This is a genomic window from Paenibacillus sp. HGF5, from assembly GCF_000204455.1.
In the GTDB taxonomy this organism is placed as follows: domain Bacteria; phylum Bacillota; class Bacilli; order Paenibacillales; family Paenibacillaceae; genus Paenibacillus_AQ; species Paenibacillus_AQ lautus_A.
Genome location: NZ_AEXS01000096.1, coordinates 12,556 through 30,623, shown reverse-complemented (window position 1 = coordinate 30,623; position 18,068 = coordinate 12,556). Strand labels below are relative to the sequence as shown.

17 protein-coding genes are annotated in these 18,068 nt (G+C 45.6%); 16 read left to right on the top strand and 1 reads right to left on the bottom strand.

Translation table 11 applies throughout. The features are described 5' to 3' along the window. The first annotated feature begins 130 nt into the window (after positions 1-130). From HMPREF9412_RS15070 to phaZ, 16 genes are all read left to right on the top strand, one after another. On the top strand, positions 131-493 hold the full coding sequence (locus tag HMPREF9412_RS15070) for a DUF4181 domain-containing protein (RefSeq protein WP_009592547.1): 363 nt from the start codon (positions 131-133) through the stop codon (positions 491-493). 230 nt (positions 494-723) lie between these two features. Beyond that, positions 724-1,509 (top strand): squalene/phytoene synthase family protein, encoded by a 786-nt coding sequence (locus HMPREF9412_RS15065; RefSeq protein WP_036672349.1) that lies wholly within the window; start codon positions 724-726, stop codon positions 1,507-1,509. 451 nt (positions 1,510-1,960) lie between these two features. Beyond that, complete coding sequence (gene helD, locus HMPREF9412_RS15060) at positions 1,961-4,375, top strand: RNA polymerase recycling motor HelD (RefSeq protein ID WP_009592529.1); 2,415 nt, start codon at positions 1,961-1,963, stop codon at positions 4,373-4,375. Positions 4,376-4,696: 321 nt separating this feature from the next. After that, the gene (locus tag HMPREF9412_RS15055; RefSeq protein ID WP_009592458.1) at positions 4,697-5,806 is read left to right on the top strand and encodes a hypothetical protein; all 1,110 of its coding nucleotides are present in this window, start codon (positions 4,697-4,699) and stop codon (positions 5,804-5,806) included. A gap of 78 nt (positions 5,807-5,884) precedes the next feature. Then, complete coding sequence (locus tag HMPREF9412_RS15050; RefSeq protein WP_009592459.1) at positions 5,885-6,478, top strand: YdeI/OmpD-associated family protein; 594 nt, start codon at positions 5,885-5,887, stop codon at positions 6,476-6,478. A gap of 199 nt (positions 6,479-6,677) precedes the next feature. Next, a complete protein-coding gene (locus HMPREF9412_RS15045; RefSeq protein ID WP_009592543.1) occupies positions 6,678-7,355 on the top strand; it encodes an ArsR/SmtB family transcription factor in 678 nt (225 codons plus the stop codon). Positions 7,356-7,503: 148 nt separating this feature from the next. Further along, the gene (locus HMPREF9412_RS15040) at positions 7,504-8,811 is read left to right on the top strand and encodes an MFS transporter (protein ID WP_009592518.1); all 1,308 of its coding nucleotides are present in this window, start codon (positions 7,504-7,506) and stop codon (positions 8,809-8,811) included. 359 nt (positions 8,812-9,170) lie between these two features. Beyond that, positions 9,171-10,151, top strand: a complete 981-nt coding sequence (locus tag HMPREF9412_RS15035) for an aldo/keto reductase (RefSeq protein ID WP_009592487.1) — start codon at positions 9,171-9,173, stop codon at positions 10,149-10,151. A 58-nt stretch (positions 10,152-10,209) separates the two neighbouring features. After that, on the top strand, positions 10,210-10,605 hold the full coding sequence (locus HMPREF9412_RS15030) for a MerR family transcriptional regulator (protein ID WP_009592451.1): 396 nt from the start codon (positions 10,210-10,212) through the stop codon (positions 10,603-10,605). A gap of 134 nt (positions 10,606-10,739) precedes the next feature. After that, positions 10,740-11,288 carry a TetR/AcrR family transcriptional regulator gene (locus tag HMPREF9412_RS15025; protein ID WP_254664053.1) on the top strand — a complete coding sequence of 183 codons (549 nt, stop codon included), beginning with the start codon at positions 10,740-10,742 and terminating at the stop codon, positions 11,286-11,288. 77 nt (positions 11,289-11,365) lie between these two features. Beyond that, positions 11,366-12,472, top strand: coding sequence for an MBL fold metallo-hydrolase (locus tag HMPREF9412_RS15020; protein ID WP_009592501.1), 1,107 nt, complete (start codon positions 11,366-11,368; stop codon positions 12,470-12,472). A 237-nt stretch (positions 12,473-12,709) separates the two neighbouring features. Beyond that, entirely contained in the window at positions 12,710-13,408 is a 699-nt protein-coding gene (locus HMPREF9412_RS15015; protein WP_009592452.1) for a response regulator transcription factor, read from the top strand. 3 nt (positions 13,409-13,411) lie between these two features. Continuing rightward, positions 13,412-14,350, top strand: coding sequence for a sensor histidine kinase (locus HMPREF9412_RS15010; protein WP_009592532.1), 939 nt, complete (start codon positions 13,412-13,414; stop codon positions 14,348-14,350). A 171-nt stretch (positions 14,351-14,521) separates the two neighbouring features. Then, positions 14,522-15,436 (top strand): ABC transporter ATP-binding protein, encoded by a 915-nt coding sequence (locus HMPREF9412_RS15005; RefSeq protein ID WP_036672377.1) that lies wholly within the window; start codon positions 14,522-14,524, stop codon positions 15,434-15,436. Positions 15,437-15,443: 7 nt separating this feature from the next. Continuing rightward, complete coding sequence (locus HMPREF9412_RS15000; protein WP_009592511.1) at positions 15,444-16,142, top strand: ABC transporter permease; 699 nt, start codon at positions 15,444-15,446, stop codon at positions 16,140-16,142. A gap of 15 nt (positions 16,143-16,157) precedes the next feature. Beyond that, entirely contained in the window at positions 16,158-17,036 is an 879-nt protein-coding gene (gene phaZ, locus HMPREF9412_RS14995) for an intracellular short-chain-length polyhydroxyalkanoate depolymerase (RefSeq protein ID WP_009592446.1), read from the top strand. A gap of 176 nt (positions 17,037-17,212) precedes the next feature. Here the strand turns inward: phaZ and blaOXA are convergent, their stop codons facing one another. Continuing rightward, positions 17,213-18,022: a class D beta-lactamase gene (blaOXA, locus tag HMPREF9412_RS14990; protein ID WP_009592461.1), complete on the bottom strand. Its 810-nt coding sequence runs from the start codon at positions 18,020-18,022 to the stop codon at positions 17,213-17,215. Positions 18,023-18,068 lie beyond the last annotated feature (46 nt).

Genomic DNA, 18,068 nt, shown 5'->3' with positions numbered 1-18,068 from the left:
TTTTTTTTCGACATCTGATGTTCAGAAAATACAAATCAAGCTTATTCCATAATCATGTAATTGTGGAAAACCTATCATGAAGATGTTAAGCTGATAATGACTGCTACTTTTTGAAAGGGGGACCTCATGAATGTTCCTCATGACACTCATGTTGTATGCGATCATCTTCATTTGCGGCTACGTTTGGATCAAAAAAAAGCTGAAGGTCTCCTCCACGTCAGACGGACTGCTATATAAGCATATCAATCGATTTCATTTGATTGGAGAGATCATCCTAGTAGTCGCTTCCCTCATTGCTATCTTCGTTATGAGATATGTATTGGAATGGAGAGTGTGGGCTCATCAGGATGTTATTCTTGTTGTTGCAATTCTGCATGCGTTCCGTTCCCTTGTAGAAAGACGCTATATGAAGGATACCAAACAACATTTCCTCAGTGCTTATGCAAGTGTTAGCGGTTTACTGCTCTTTCTTGGCCTGGAGCTATTTGCATAACAAGACAAGAAGAACGGAATCCGATAACCTACTATGGTCGCCCTGTTTGATAGGATAAGATTAAACATGCATAAAAAGCCGTGGAAACCGCGGCTTTTTTGTTTTAACGATGGACGTTAGCAAATTTGCTTTAACCATATCTATGTATGTTATCATAGTAATAATTAATATAAAGCTGAGTCTGATACTTGGAGGGAATACTCATTAGTAACGTTACCCTGAATGAAGCGATGATCATGTTAAAGAAGACGAGCCGGACTTTTTATATTCCCATAAGTTATTTGGAGTTGGGATTAAAGGAGGCTGTTACATCTGCCTATCTATGCATGAGGGCAATTGACGAAATCGAGGACCATAAAGAACTCACGGACGAAGTGAAAGTGAAACTGCTGCTGGGCATTCATGATATATTCAAATCCGAGGATACGATGGTAACCCGAACACAACATTTGCTTTCACCTTACCAAGAAATACTACCGGCCGTTACGATGCAGATCGATGACTGGGCGCTTCTTTGTCCGTCGTCATGTGCCCCAATCGTATATCGCTACATCGCCAAGATGTCGTTGCATATGGCGCAGTGGGTTCAAAGCGGGTGGAATATCCATACGGAAGAGGATTTGGACAGATATACCTATAGCGTGGCTGGGATGGTTGGAGAATTGTTATCCGAGCTTTGGCTCTGGCATGACGGGACGCAGTCTGATTCAACCAAAGCAATTGCCTTCGGAAGAGGACTACAAGCGGTAAATATCCTTCGCAATAGAGAAGAGGATCTTCATCGTGGCGTCGACTTCTATCCGGATGGTTGGGGATTTAAGGAGATGCAGCAATACACACGCCGCAATTTACAAATTGCCGATTCTTATATTGCCGATTTGAAGGATGGTCCAGCATTGAAATTTTGCAAAATTCCATTATCTTTAGCTCATGCCACAGTAAATCTTATATCTGCTGGCGGAAGCAAATTAACGAGGGATGCCGTACTGAAAATCGTGAATCGCGTAACCGGTTAATCGCATTGTTCGAATGTATACCGGGAGTGATAATAACTTAGTGACAGGCAAGTGAATGAACTGCAAGAAATCCGATAGATCCATATTGAGTAGGCAGCCGACACGTAATCGGCTGCTTTTTTTGTTAAGTACTAATAAATTCCCTCCATGAAACGGACGGATGGACCGATGGTGAGAAGTGGATACGCGAAGGGACAAGGATTTATGAGGGAGAGCGGAGAAGTTCATCATATGCAGAAATAAAAAAAGCTTGGCCATAAGCCAAGCGACAATAAAAAAATAATTGAACATGAAAAAGACGCTATGTTATAATCAATAGCGCAATTGAAAAAAATCAAGTTAACTGGCATTATCATTACTATTCCTAATTTGATTGTACACCAGTGACCTCTGATTTGTCAATGCTCTTTTTTATCCCCATAAAATGGTAAAGGGAGTGTGTCAGAACATCATGGAAGCAAAAGAATGGCAGACAGAACAAGAACGGCTGGAACAGGTCAGGGAAAAGCTGAAAGCAAGGATTGGCGAGTTGGAACCTGTGGTTACCGGGCTAAGCGACCAGGCCGCTGAGATACGCAGACGATTCTGGGAAGAAGTAACGGTGAACACAAGCACGGATGAAGAATTCGAAGAAACATTCTATACGATCAAACAACAGGCCGCGATATTATCCGAACGGGAACGCCGGCAGCGGCTTCTGACCCAGCAATGGAAGAACTTCAATCAGTTGTTGCCTTCTCCCTATTTCGGGCGCGTCGATTTTCTGGAAGACGGCATGAACCTGAGCGAGCAGATTTATATCGGCGTATCATCCTTCATCGATGAAGATGGAATGAACTTTCTGGTGTATGATTGGCGTACTCCCATCGCAAGTCTTTACTACGACCACTCCCCAGGCGCGGCCTCATACATCACGCCGATGGGGCAGATTTCGGGTAGGATGGAGCTGAAACGGCAGTATCAGATTCACAATGGTGAAATTCGAAATATGTTTGATGCGAACCTGACGATCGGCGACGAGCTGCTCCAGCAAATGCTTGCCAAAGGCGCAGATTCACAGATGAAAAGCATCGTATCCACCATTCAGCGGGAGCAAAACGCCATCATCCGAAACGATCGCAGCCGGCTTCTGATCGTACAGGGCGCGGCCGGCAGCGGGAAGACCTCTGCGGCCTTGCAGCGCGTGGCGTACTTGCTGTATAAAAACCGCGATTCGCTGAAGGCTGACCAGATCGTTCTTTTCTCGCCGAATCCGATTTTTAATAGCTATGTATCCTCTGTTCTTCCCGAGCTCGGCGAGGAGAACATGCAGCAGACGACGCTGCAGGAATATCTCGAATACTGGCTGGGTCCATCCTTGCGACTGGAGGATCCCTTTGATCAGATCGAATATGTGCTGACCGCACAATCAACCCCGAATTACGAGACACATCTTCAGGGAATTCAATACAAGGCATCGGAGTCTTTCATGAAAGCCTTGCAGAATTATGCGCAGTGGCTGGGCCGGGAAGGGATGCTATTCAAAGGCATTCGATTCCGGGAGCGTGATCTGATTACGGCGGAGCAAATGAGGACCCAATTTTACAGCTACGACCCTTCCTTGAGCTTGGCCAATCGGGTCGAGCAGCTACAGAAATGGCTGATGAAGGAGTTATCACTACTGGAACGCAAGGAGCTTAAAGCGTCCTGGGTAGTCGAGGAGTTGAGTTACCTCGATACGGAGCTCTATGCCGAAGTGTTCGGCGAGCTGCACAAGGATCGGGAAGTCTTTGACATTGCCGAGCACTACGCCGTAGTGAACGAGATAAAAAGCAAAAAACGCCGGGGAGATGAAGGCGACTTTGACTTCGCCGGAAGGGAAGAGGAATTGCTCAGCCAGCGGATCGTGAAGAAGAGCTTCAAACCGCTGAGGCAAACCGTAAGGAAATTATCGTTTATCGATGCCCATGGCTTATACGTCCAATTGTTCGGCGATGTAGCTGCATATCGGGAAAAAACGAAGGAATCCGATGTCCCTGCAATGTGGCCTGAAATCTGCAGGCAAACCAAAGAAAAGCTGGATCGGCTCGAATTATTCTATGAGGATGCGACTCCTTATTTGTATTTAAAAGAATTGATCGAAGGCGTTCGGACGAACACCGAGATTCGGCATATCTTCGTCGATGAGGGACAGGATTACTCGCCGTTTCAATACGAGTATCTCAAAAAACTATTCCCTCGTGCCCGCATGACGGTACTCGGCGATTTCGGGCAGGCGATTTTCATGCAGTCCACAAAGCTGCAAGGGGACGATTCGCCTCTGCTTCGGCTTTATGGTGAAGCCGATACAAGCTTGATTCGTCTAGTGCGCAGTTATCGTTCTACACGGGAGATCGTGGAATTCACGAAAGAACTGCTTATCGATGAGTCGGACATCGTACCCTTTGAGAGGAGCGGACCGAAGCCTGTTCTTGCTAGGTTTGAAGGCAGAGAGAGACGTGATGCGCAGTTGCTGAAAGACATCGCGGCACTTAAAGCCGAAGGCATCGACTCTATTGCCATCATTACGAAGACTGCGGCCGAAAGCCGGCAAGCATTGGAATCATTACAGTTGCAGGGATGCGAAGCCTTGCAGCTCATTACGAAGGAGACCGTCACCTATCAAAACGGGGTGATGGTTATCCCCGTATATCTGGCAAAGGGCATCGAGTTCGATGCGGTCTTAGTCTATGATGCTTCGTCCGAAGCCTACGGCAGGGAAAATGAACGCAAGCTTCTTTATACGGCCTGTACGCGGGCCATGCACCGCCTGCATCTTTACGCGACGGGCGAGTGGTCTCCGTTCGTGCAGGCAGTGCCTGAGCGTTTGTATGAGAAAACAACATAATTTGTTCTCTAACCAGGCTATTTGTCCATATAGAACACGATGAGAGCAGTAGAAGTAGGTAAGGGAGCTACCCTGCCCTTTACGCAAACAAAACCGATCGGAGCCGAAGGGACGATGCAGCCTCGGCTCATCGTGAATCGTTTCCGAATTGCTCGTATGTCAATAATCTTGGCCTTTAAGTCGGCCAAGATTATTTTTTGTTTATGACAATCAAGCAAAAAAAGATTGTAAATAATCACTGTAGGGCAAGAGGACAAAAAAGGTGAAATTTGGCTTTGTGTCGAATTGCTTGTCAATCATATTGTAAAAAAGGAGCCCAAAATGGTTGATAAAGAATATTATTTGAAATTATGTAAGGAAGCGCAAGATAATTATAAATTTTATAAAGAAGAGGCTGAGTCTTCAATTTGTAGGAGAGAATATACCATAAGCAAACGTTATGATATTTCTCCATATTGGTATGGGCGACAAAGTACGGTTCCAGGGGGAATTACTGAAGAGGAGACGTACACTTATTATGAATTTGATAATCAAGATAGACTTCGCATTTCAGCTTGTGATGAATTAATTGATGGATACGCTTATACCGTCTACGAAGACAACCGAATCATCACTAGATTATATGTCCGTGGAGTATTGGACTCTATAAAGGAATATTTGATATACGATGGTTTCATCAAGCGGTACATAGAATACTCTGCTCGGAATGATAAATTACAGTACGAAGACTACATATATGAGGGTGAACGGTTGATTCAAGTATATCAGCCTCAATACGAAAATAACTCAGGTTATTTTGATCACTTAGTGCGAACCTATTTTGAGTATGATGAGAAAGGCATTCTCAGTCGAGTATTAGATGGCACAAAAGGTGTAATTTATGTGAAGATGTTGGCTGAAGAGGTGACGCTTCTCCGAGAGGAAGTTAAAAAAGGACTAATAGCAGCTTTAAAAGAGATAATTGGTAATGTGTCCCGAGTATTAAAAGATAGAAGCTGTTGTTTTCTTGCCATCTTTCTACATGATGAAGCTCATACGGTATACTCACCGATTTTCCAACCTGGCTTGCAAATTATACGAGATGAGCAAGTGGATAACAAAAAGGACTATGAGACCATCTGGAATTCGGGAGAGCATCCTGTGAAGTACCAAAAAGAACTTACAGATCAAGAACTAATTCAGAAACTTAGAAATCTTATTATGTTTTGGCATAATACAGATGATTGGTGGGAGGAAGGTATGAAGTTGTGGCAGGAGGTGGCCTATTCGGTAAATGAAACGAACTGGTCCGACAACTCCGTCCTTACTGAAGACTTTATTGTGTTTGTCGATCGTGAGGGCTTGGAAGTTACAAATGGCGAACATGAAAAAAGTATACCTCTAGTGAAATTAGAGTTACTTAGATCAAAGGGGCTTGTGCCAGTATATTAGAATCCGTATTGTACTGATCAGATATATCGAACCGCAAACGAGCAAGCCAGAACCACCAAACGCAGAGGAGGCACCTTGATGACAAAAGGTGAAAGGAATACAAAGATTGATCCGTATTTTAATAAGCTAAAAAAGTGGAAAGAAGAGTTCGGGCTATTGAGAGAAATTGCGCTGGACTGCGGGCTGACCGAGGATTTTAAGTGGATGCATCCTTGTTACACGTTCGACGATAAAAATATCGTGTTGATCCACGGTTTTAAGGATTATTGTGCGCTTCTGTTTCACAAAGGCGCATTGTTAAAAGATCCCCATGGGATCCTGATCCAGCAAACGGAGAACGTTCAGGCCGCGCGCCAGATTCGGTTTACCAATGCTCAAGATATAGATGAAATGCAACTGATCGTGAGAGCCTATATTACGGAAGCCATTGAAGTGGAGAAAGCCGGTCTGCAAGTAAATTTTAAAAAGAATACGGATTACACCATACCTGTAGAGCTGGAGAATAAGTTCGAGGAAATGACTAACCTAAAAGCGGCTTTTGAAGCATTGACGCCAGGTCGGCAGAGAGCGTACATTCTGCATTTCTCTGCACCCAAGCAAGCCAAAACACGAGAGTCAAGGGTTGAAAAATATATCCCGCATATCCTGAATGGTAAGGGATTAAACGATTAGTTATTTTTACATATTGGGGATTAAACACTGCGCTAAGCGCAGAGTTCTTCCAAACAAGAATACAAGCCGAGGTAACAGGCTGCTGGTTCATCCAACCGGCAGCCTGTTTTTTTATTATTAGAATATTGACGCAAACCAGAATGCCACTTAAACTATTCAATATATCAATTGAATAGTTTATTGCAGGAGTGTTGAATCCATGAACGAAAGAGAGCTTAAAGACGAATTATACAGGGAATTTACACGAATTGGAAAATGCCTTTCCAGTCCAAAACGTTTAGAAATTCTGGATGTTTTGACACAAGGACCAAAATCCGTAGAAGCTATATCGAAAATTACATCCATGTCTATAGCGAATGTCTCTCAACACTTGCAGACCCTCCATCATGCCAAACTAGTCGATTATAAGAAACGAGGGAATTTCGTTATTTATGAAATCGCTGATCCTGCAGTCTTGCACTTTTTAGACTCTCTGTATGGTTTATCTGAAAAACAACTAATTGAAGTCCAGCATATTAAAAACGAATTCCTGGGTCAGCTATCGGAAATAGAAGAAGTATCGTTTGAAGAACTCATGAGCCGCATGGAAGCAGGGGAAGTGACGCTGATCGATGTTCGTCCACAGGACGAATATGAAGCTGCTCATATTCCTGGCGCTATCTCGATACCTATAGAAGAGCTGGCCGAACAGCTGCATGTATTGCCTGAGAAGGCCAAAGTCGTAGCCTATTGCCGAGGTCCTCACTGTTTAATGTCTGTCAAAGCCATCGAGATACTAAAGTCCAAAGGAATCGATGCGGCTCGCTTAAGCAAGAGGGTTCAGGACTGGGAAGAATTTACGAATAAGCGAAACAGCGAAGAGCAGGCCATTTCGTGAAACAAGCTTCCTTTAATTTATCAATTCACTCAATCATGAAGGTATACGACGACGAATTGGAAAGCTTAAGGTCTGTGGAACCGGCCTCGATTCAAGGTAATCAGAGGGGCAACTTCATATCGCATTTCTACGGAAGGATGTCATTTGAATGTATTCGAAAAAAGATATGACGAAGCTGCCGGCTTCGCTGCAAGGCTATGTGGATTCACCCGAAAAACAACGTAAATTGTACCGGCGGACACTAAACATCGTTGTTGTTTCACAAATTTTCGGGGGCGCTGGTCTTGCGGCAGGCATTACCGTAGGGGCGCTTTTGGCTCAGGATATGCTGGGAACCGACAACTTTACGGGTATACCAACGGCACTGTTTACGTTAGGCTCAGCTGGTGCGGCCTTGCTGGTTGGCCGTCTTTCCCAACGATATGGACGCAGTTTGGGATTGGGACTCGGTTTTCTGACGGGAGGCATAGGAGCGATTGGAGTCGTATTAGCAGCCATGTTGAATAGCCTGACTCTGCTCTTAATCTCATTATTGATATATGGCGCAGGCACCGCAACGAATTTGCAGGCACGTTATGCCGGGACGGACCTGGCTAATTCTAAGCAACGAGCAACCGCAGCTAGTACGGCCATGGTATTCACTACCTTTGGTGCAGTAGCAGGCCCGAATCTAGTGAATGTCACTGGCGATTTCGCCCTGTCGGTGGGGATACCGAGTTTGGCCGGGCCCTTTTTATTGGCAGCTGCGGCATATATCCTTGCGGGCATCGTTTTGCTTATTTTTCTACGTCCCGATCCTTTGTTGGTAGCAAATGCTATAGCAGTGCAGGGAAAATCGGATAAGCATGCCTCTTCGGCAAAAGAAATGGGTACTGCAGGATCAGGAAAGCGTGGAATCGCAATCGGCGCTGTGGTTATGATCTTAACGCAAATTATCATGGTAGCAATTATGACTATGACGCCCGTACATATGAGACATCATGGTCATGGACTAAGCGAAGTGGGTCTTGTCATTGGTTTTCATATCGGATCGATGTATCTTCCATCCCTCATTACCGGTATCCTGGTCGATAAAGTCGGACGTAAGGCAATGGCTATGGCTTCTGGAGTTACGCTTCTGCTTGCAGGGGTCATTGCCGCCATAGCACCGGCTGATTCCATGACCGTATTGATTGTCGCCCTATCTCTTCTAGGGTTGGGATGGAATTTTGGCTTGATCAGCGGAACGGCATTGATCGTAGATGCAACAACCTCAACAAACCGTGCGAAAGTGCAAGGGTCTGTTGACGTATTGATTGCCCTTGCGGGGGCATCAGGTGGTGCCCTTTCAGGTATGGTGGTTGCTCATTCCAGTTATGCCACACTTTCATTTGCCGGGAGCATACTCGCCCTGCTTCTGATCCCGGTTATGCTATGGCAAGGTCAGGATAAAAACGAAAAATCCATCTCTTTCTAACGCGAACCCGACGTTGCAGACTAACCCGTAAGAAGCTCCCCTTGTGAAAAAGGCGGAGCTTCTTTTCGTTGATTCTTCACCTTTTAAATGTCCGCATGTTTCTGACGTAGGGGGCCGTCTTCACAATCCAAAAGGCGAGGAGGCTTCGGATTTTGCCAGTCCTGTCCTCGTTTCGTTATCTACGGTTCAAAGCGATTCGTAAGCTAGCAATACACAATCATGCAAAGGAAACTCCGTGATTAATACGGTGTTTCTTTTGTTTATGTGGTTTAGAGTCAAGGGGAGCATCATGAGCGTTTATTGCGTATTGACTTAGAGTTAACTCCAAGTGATAGACTTAAGTCAGAGGAGGGATAATTATGGAGTATGTGAAACTAGGGAGCACCGGTCTCGACGTATCCCGGATCTGTCTTGGATGCATGGGATTTGGCGTAGCCGAGCGCTGGATGCATCAATGGGTGTTGAATGAAGAGAGCAGCCGTCCTATTATTAAAAAGGCATTGGAGCTTGGCATCAATTTCTTTGATACGGCGAATGTCTACTCGGACGGTACAAGCGAGGAAATTGTCGGCCGCGCCTTGAAAGAATATGCGAATCGCGACGAAATCGTCCTGGCGACAAAGGTTCATTTCCGTATGCACGAGGGCCCCAATGGGATGGGACTGTCCCGGAAGGCAATCATGAGCGAAATCGACAAGAGCCTCAAGCGGCTGGGTACCGATTATGTTGATCTGTACCAGATTCATCGATGGGATTATGATACGCCTATCGAAGAAACGATGGAGGCCCTTCATGATGTGGTGAAAGCCGGAAAGGTTCGCTACATCGGAGCTTCAGCCATGTATGCTTGGCAGTTTCTCAAAGCCCAGCATACCGCTGAAAAGAATGGCTGGACCCGGTTCGTTTCGATGCAGAACCATTACAACCTCATTTACCGCGAAGAAGAGCGCGAAATGCTGCCGCTGTGCAAATCCGAAAAAATCGGCGTGATCCCGTACAGCCCTCTCGCATCGGGACGATTGACGCGCGATTGGTCAGAGACGACGCATCGCTCCGAAACCGACATGACTCAGAAAGCCAAGTATGATGCCACGGCGGATGCCGATCGGGCCATTGTGGAACGGCTTGCAGGCATTGCGGAAGAGCGTGGCATTCCCCGTGTTCAAGTTGCGCTCGCCTGGCTGCTGCAGAAAGAACCGATCACGGCTCCCATTGTCGGCGCGACCAAAATATCTCACCTGGAGGATGCCGCAGCCGCGCTTACGGTCAAACTCACGCCGGAGGAGATGGCTTCCCTGGAAGAGCCGTACATACCTCACCGGGTTGTGGGTGCCTTATAGCTTTAACAACTGACTAATTCAGGAAAAGGTATTGAACTAAAAGTAGGTGAATCAAGACATGGCGGTGACGATTAAAGAAATCAGCGAAAGGTTCGGGCTTTCCCAGGATACCCTGCGCTATTATGAGCGCATTGGGTTGATTCCTCCTGTAAACCGGAACAAAAACGGTATCAGGGATTACACGGTGGAAGACATCAAGTGGGTCGATTTTGTTAAATGCATGCGTCAAAGCGCGGGGCTTCCGGTCGAGGTGCTGATCGAGTATGTTTCGCTTTTTCAACAAGGGGACGACACACTCGAAACGCGAAAGGGATTGTTGATGGAACAGCGTAATCGACTTGGGGAGAAGATCGAAGAAATGACAAACACACTGACGCGTCTGAACGATAAAATCGCAAGATATGAACAGACCATCATGACAAAAGAAAATGCGCTCAGGAAGCAGGCAGACTAACTTATACAAAACCGGGTTTCGGGAGGGTTCCCGACCCGGTTTTCTTAGCGTTTAGAATACTGTTGACCTGGTTTCTTGATTATAAATAAATGATCGTTTATTATAGTTTCATGAGACATAGAGATGATAACAAAGTGGAAGCCATTTTTGATGCAACAATTCAATTAGTGAATGAGATTGGTTTTGCGGAAACGTCGATTTCCAAAATAGCTAAAAAAGCTAATGTATCGGCTGCAACGATCTATATTTATCATGAGAATAAGGAGGATCTGCTGCTTAAAACTTACTTAAAAGTGAAGGGCAAAATGAGTAAGAGCATGTTACAGGGATTCGTTGATACGCGATCCGTTAAAGAACGCTTTGAATCGATCATCCGCAAGTATGTTGAGTTTATACATACGCACAAAGACTATTTTTTATTTTTAGAGCAAATCAAGGATTCTCCATTACCCCAGAAATGGTGTTTGGACGATACCGCAAGCCTATTCCAGCCTATTTTCGAGATGTTTGAAACGGGAAAGAAGCAGAACATATTGAAAGCGGAAGATGTGGATATGTTGATCGTATATTCGATCTTACCCGTAGCCGAATTGGCGAAATCACATCTGAAGAACGGAGCCCGATTGGGTAATCGGGAATTGGAAGCAGCTATAGTTATGAGCTGGGATGCAGTGAAAGCTTAAACGTAAGAAGTAGCATTAAAATTAATGTAATCCGATTCTTTTCTTACACCGGATTGGACAAATCGAGGTAGAACCTTATGACCATTTTCCTGATATGCGCAGCTTTAATTTTATCCATTGCATTGTTTCTGAGATATTATCCGCCATTCGGCCAAAGAGTATCTAGGGAGAAACGAAACGAATTTCGCAATCTCCCGAATTTTGACCGCAAACGTTTTGTGAATCCAATCCATACCTCCATGAGGATGGGAGCAGCGGACTTCAAGTCACTATTACGCGATTACATGAAACGTAATCCCAATCGGAAGCCGACTTCTCCATTACCGATTAAGCGAGTAGATCCCGCAAGTATACAACAACAAGCCCTAACACGTGTGACGTGGTTTGGACATTCGGCATTCATGCTGGAAATCGAGGGGAAAACGCTGCTGTTCGACCCTATGTTAGGAACGTCGCCATCCCCAATCCCTGTTTTTGGGAATCAACGTTATAGCAGGGATATTCCTATTGATCTGGACAAGCTTCCTCCCATTGACGCCGTCGTTTTGTCTCATGATCATTATGATCATCTGGATTTCAGTTCCATCCAGAAGCTAAAGAAGAAGGTTAAGCATTTTTATGTGCCGCTTGGCCTTGGTGGTCACTTGGAGCGCTGGGGGATCCCAAAATCGAGTATTACCGAACATAATTGGTGGGATGCATCCGGGTTGGACGGTCTACAACTCATCTGCACGCCAGCGAGACACTTTTCAGGGCGAAGCCTGTTTGACCGCGATTCGACCTTGTGGTCGTCTTGGGTCATTATCAGCAACAAGAGCCGAGTGTATTTCAGCGGGGATAGCGGGTATGGTCCTCATTTTCAAGAGATCGGTGAAAAATACGGACCATTTGATGTGACGCTCATGGAATGCGGTCAATATGACAAGCGTTGGGCGAACATTCATATGATGCCTGAAGAGACGGTGCAGGCTCATCTGGACGTGAAAGGGCAATTGTTGATTCCGATCCATTGGGCAGGGTTCACGTTGGCCTTGCATGACTGGAATGAACCAATCGAACGCGTGACTACGGCTGCTAAACAAAAGCACGTGCACATACTTACTCCTCTAATTGGGGAGTCGTTAGTAATAGCTCCATCGGAATATTCAACGGGGCCTGATCATGCTGTCGTTTGGTGGAGATAACAAAAACAGCGGCGATTTATCAACATACATGACATACATGCATTATAAATCCGCGGAATCCGCGGATTTTTTTGTTTCACCGATGAAGCCGCACCCGATTGCTGCGAAAGATTTTTCTGTAATTGCCTCATCCATATTGATCCCTAGATTATGCCAATTTGTGTTAAAATCGAAAAAACTACTGTTCCGGATCGGAACCGTGGAATGGATCAGAGCATGCTCAGGAGGACATAGGATATGCAAAAACGCATTCTGCTCGTTGAAGACGACAACGACATCAATCAGTTGATTGAAAGCCAGCTGAAACAGGATCATTACAGCGTTGCATCTGCACGCGACGGCGAGGAAGCACTCGCGCTTTTTCAAAAAGAGAAGTTCGATCTGATCTTGCTCGATTTGATGCTCCCTAAGGTAAACGGCATGGAGCTGCTCAAACATATCCGAGAGACCAGCAAAGTTCCTGTTTTGATTATTTCTGCGAAAGGCAGCGACCTCGACAAGGCCATGGGCCTTGGGTTTGGCGCGGATGATTATATAAGCAAGCCTTTCTCCATGATCGAATTAACAGCCAGGGTTCAAGCTGCCATTCGGAGGGCAACGTTATACGCGGAAACGGAAAGCAAACCTGCCGAACCCCCCGTCATTGCATTTAAGGATCTCGTCCTGGACTTGCATTCGTTCTCCGTAAAAGTCAAAGGGAAAAGCGTGCCGCTCACCGCGAAGGAATTCCATATTTTGAAGCTGCTCCTAACCAATCACAGCAGGGTATTCACCAAGGAGCAAATCTATCAGCTCATCTGGGAAGAAGATTATTATGGGAATGAGAACGTGATTAATGTACATATTCGGAGACTCCGGGAAAAAATCGAAGAGGATCCGTCAGGTCCGCAATACATTCGGACGATTTGGGGAATCGGATATAAAATGGGGGATTAGCACATGGTCCTTCTTTTATCCGTCATCATTGCGCTATTGGTTGCAATCATCGCATGGCTATTTGTTTCAAAGAAGAAACAAAATCAAAGCATCCTCGAGATAGCGAATAAAATCTCCGATATTCTGGACCAGGACACAGCCGAGAAAGTGTTGGTGCCCACGGGCGACGATGCCGTCAGGCAGCTGCTCACACAGATTAACCGTCTGCTGGATAACAAACAGAAGGTATTTGCGGATTATGCCAGAACGAAGGACAGCCAAAAGAAAATGATCTCAAACATGTCCCATGATTTGAAGACGCCGCTGACGGTCATTCTCGGCTACACGGAAAAACTGAATCAGAAGAATACGTTGACCGCGCAAGACGAGGAGCAAGTCATTCAACGTTTGAATGAAAAAGTAAACAGTCTGATCGCCTTGCTTAATCAATTCTTCGACCTTGTCAAAATCGAGTCGGAGGATTATGATATTCCGCTTAGCAAAATATCATTGAGCGAGGTTTGCCGGAACAGTGTTCTTGAGTTTTACGACCTGCTGGTTTCGAGAAATCTTCGAGTTGAGATCGACATTCCGGAGCTGCCCTTTTATTTCCTTGGCAACAAGGATGCGCTGCATCGAATATTGAGCAACCTCATATCGAATTCCATCCGCTATGGAAGCGACGGAGGCGTGTTCGGGGTGACGGTTCGGGAAGAAGGAGAATACGTGGCCGTAGACGTGTGGGACCGGGGCAAAGGGATCGCTGAGGTTCATCAGGAACGCATATTCGAAAGGCTCTATACTCTGGACGATGCCCGGAATCCGCAATTTCAAGGAAGCGGGCTGGGACTCAGTATCTCCAAACGCCTAACGGAAGAAATGAACGGACGGATCAGTCTAAGCAGCTCGAAGGCTGACAAAAAGACCATTTTCACATGCAAATTTAAGCAATTAACCTACTAATCTTAATCCATGAGATGTTGTCCTCTTGTTCAACGTCTCTTTTTTATTTCAGCCGCACGTTTCGATTCATTCTTAAGAAACATGTAAGGAACGGGAAAGGAATAAGTCCATTTTCAGGTCTATGATAAAGATAACAAAGGAAATCAAATTGTGAACACGGTGGTGGTCTTCGTGAATTACGTCATTCAAACTTCGGATCTGAGCAAAACCATAAAAGGGATGTCCATTGTATCGCGTGTCAATCTCAATGTGAGAAAGGGTGAGATTTATGGCTTGCTGGGTCCAAACGGCGCGGGTAAAACAACCATCATGAAAATGCTGACGGGACTCATTCTTCCGACCTCCGGCGCGATCATGCTGTTTGGCAAGAATTTTTCAGAAACCTCCAAAGAAGGCCTCAAGCGGGTCGGGAGCATTATTGAATACCCGATATTCTTCGAGCACATGACGGCCATGGAGAATCTCCAAATTCATTGCGAATACTTGGGCTATTATGATAAGAGAGCCATACATCAAGCCCTGGACCTGGTCCAATTGGAAGGAATCGAAGATAAAAAAGTGAAGGATTTCTCGCTCGGCATGAAGCAGCGTCTTGGCATCGCCAGGGCCGCCATCACCAAGCCGGAATTGATCGTGCTGGATGAACCCACGAACGGACTGGATCCGATCGGCATTAAAAACATGAGGGATTTGATCCGAACACTGAACCAGGAATATGGGATTACATTTGTCCTGTCCAGCCATATCTTAGGGGAAATTGAGCAGGTTGCCGATAGGATCGGCGTCATTCAACGCGGTCAATTGGTCGACGAAGTCACGTTGTCCGATATTCGAAAGCAGCGTACCGATTATATTGAACTTATGACCTCGAATGTGCAGAAAGCCGCCTTTTTACTTGAGCATGAGCTTCGTATATCCAATATCAAAATCGTACAAGATCAGCGAATCCGAGTCTATGATAAGGACGTATCGACCAGTCAAATTACCAAACTGCTGATTGCGCATGAAATTGAAATCGAGGAGATCCAAAAATATAACAGTACATTGGAAGACTATTTCTATCATCAAATTCAGGGAAAGGAATGAATCCGATATGTTGAAATTAATCGAGCTGGAATGGAAGAAGCTGGATCGTAAGAAAGTGATCGGTGAAGCGATTACGTATTGGATCATTCTTATGTTCTTGCCGGTATTTTTTCTCAAGGTCGTTTTTGCCGATATGCCGATGATTCGTTTTGGAGAAAGTTATGCTGCCGCTCTGGAACTGATGATACCCATTCAGATGGGGTTTATATTGTTCGGAGCGTCCCTGATCAATCATGTATTCATTGAAGAATATAAGAATAAGACGATGGCTCTTTCATACGGATATCCGCTCAGCCGAAAAAGGCTCGTGATGGCCAAGGTGCTGTTCATTGTGTTGGCGGTTTTCTTCGGTACGCTGGTGTCCTTCGTACTTGGCGGTGTTACGACTTATGCGCTCAACCAAGTGATGGATGTCATCCCGGGAACGCCGACGGCAGCTGACCTGGCGAATTATGCGATCCGAATGACCTTACACTCCATCGTTGTCGCGCTTGCCTCATTGATTCCGCTATTTTGGTTCGGGATATGGAAAAGAGCTGTCATCCCTACGGTCATTTGCGCCGTCTTCCTGATGCAGTTCCCTAATTTTCTCGGATTGCTGCCGATTACGCTGCATCCTGACTTTTTATATGCCATTTTCAGCGTATTGGGTGTGGCAAGCGTCATTTTATCGGTTAAATTCGTGAATAAACTAGGGGATTTGTAAGGAGGGGATGGCATCATGACACTTGAAGTGAAAACTGCTTTGTTACCTAATGGAGAAACGCTGAGTTATAGAGAAAGAACAGGTACGGAACCCTGCATGCTGTTGATTCACGGGAATATGGCTTCTTCGGAGCTGTGGGAACCCTTGTTGACGCATGCCGATATGACCCAACGCTTCATCGCTGTAGACTTGCGTGGTTACGGCGAGTCCAGCTATCAGAATCCCATCGGTGACATGAAAGACTTTTCCTCGGATCTGCATCAATTCGTAGAACAGCTTGGTCTGCGCCATGTTATGATTATGGGCTGGTCGAATGGTGGAGGCATCGCCATGCAGTTTGCGGCAGATTATCCAGATCGCGTACGAAAGTTGATTCTGCTTGCCTCTATCTCGACTAGAGGTTATGCAGCCGTGAATTCCGATGGAGATCGTCTGAAGACTAAAGAGGAAATAGTCAAGGACCCAGGACTTGCCATGACGTTTCAAGCAAATCAGAGGCAGGACCGGGCTTACTTTGCTCAGGCGATGGACTACCTTTTGTTTCATGAACGTGAGTCTGATGCTGCCACCCGTGTGAAGTACATCGATGCCTGCATGAAGCAGCGTAACATGGTGGATGCTGCCGATGCCGCAAACCGATTCAATATCAGTTCCGTATCCAACGGACTCGCGGATGGAACAGGAGAGTTGGAGCGTATTCAATGTCCGGTCCTCGTCATTTGGGGCGTTAAGGATTTGATTACCACGCAGCAGATGACGGAAGAAATCAAAGAAGACTTTGCAAGTCATGGAAAGCCAGTTCAGTATGTATCCTTGGATGCAGGGCACTCCCCGCTAATCGATGATTTACATGGATTGGCCGCTGCCGTCCAAGCATTCATTGCTCAGCCATAGAAGGCTGAGCAATGATCTTGTCATACTGCTCGAAATCTTAAAACAAATACAGGGTCCTGACGATCTATTCGTCAGGACCCTATTACTATATTATGTCCGGTAGCATGAATCTCCAATCTTTATTCTGTATCTCTAAAGTTGTAAGGTAATCAATCAGATGGGACGCAAATTCTTTATTAATTATTCAAGATCTTCATCTTCTCCAATGTTGTCAGCGTTAATTGCTTCGCGAATGTACCGCTGCCGGCTGCATTCGTTGCGAACACCCAGGTCTCTTTCTCCGTTTCGACATATCCGACATACCAGCCAAGCCCCATATCGGACAGCCTCGAACCGGTTTTTCCATGAATTGTATATTCATCCTGTTCATCGTCGATCATCATCCGCTTGACCGTTTTCATCGTTTTCTTCTGAAAGGGCAAATTCTCTTCAACGAGCTTTTCGATAAATTCCGCTTGTTCTACGGCAGAGATCTTCAAACTGCTGTTCAGCCAGAATGTATCGATGCCTCCGGTTATGTCGCGATTACCATAATGGATTCGATTCACGTATTTCTGCATCAGCTCTTGGCCGATATCGCGAGCCATCGCCTGGTAATACCAAATCGCTGATTCTCTCATAGCCGAAGCGAGTGAGTGATCCCGATTCCAAACCGGAAACTCTCTTACGATACCGTCCCATCTTTTGACTTCGTATTCGTCAGCAACAGCCTTGACTTCCAAACCGATGAGGGCATTTGCCACTTTAAAGCTGGATTCCGGAGTAAACCGCTGTTTACTTCTTTCAGAATTGAATGTGTATACTTGATCGGTCTTCAAATTCTTGAGGACCAGTGTCGCGTGGGACTTCCGGAAGATTTGTTCCAGTACAAGCCCATGGGAGCTTGGCTTTGCATCGGCACTTGGCGAGTATGCGAACAAGCAAACGACTGCAAGAAATATAAAGATAAAAGCGGATAGGCGGTTTTTCTTATTCATCTGTAACATGGCTGCATCACTCCTAGAACATCTTATTTCGGGAATGGTCTCGATG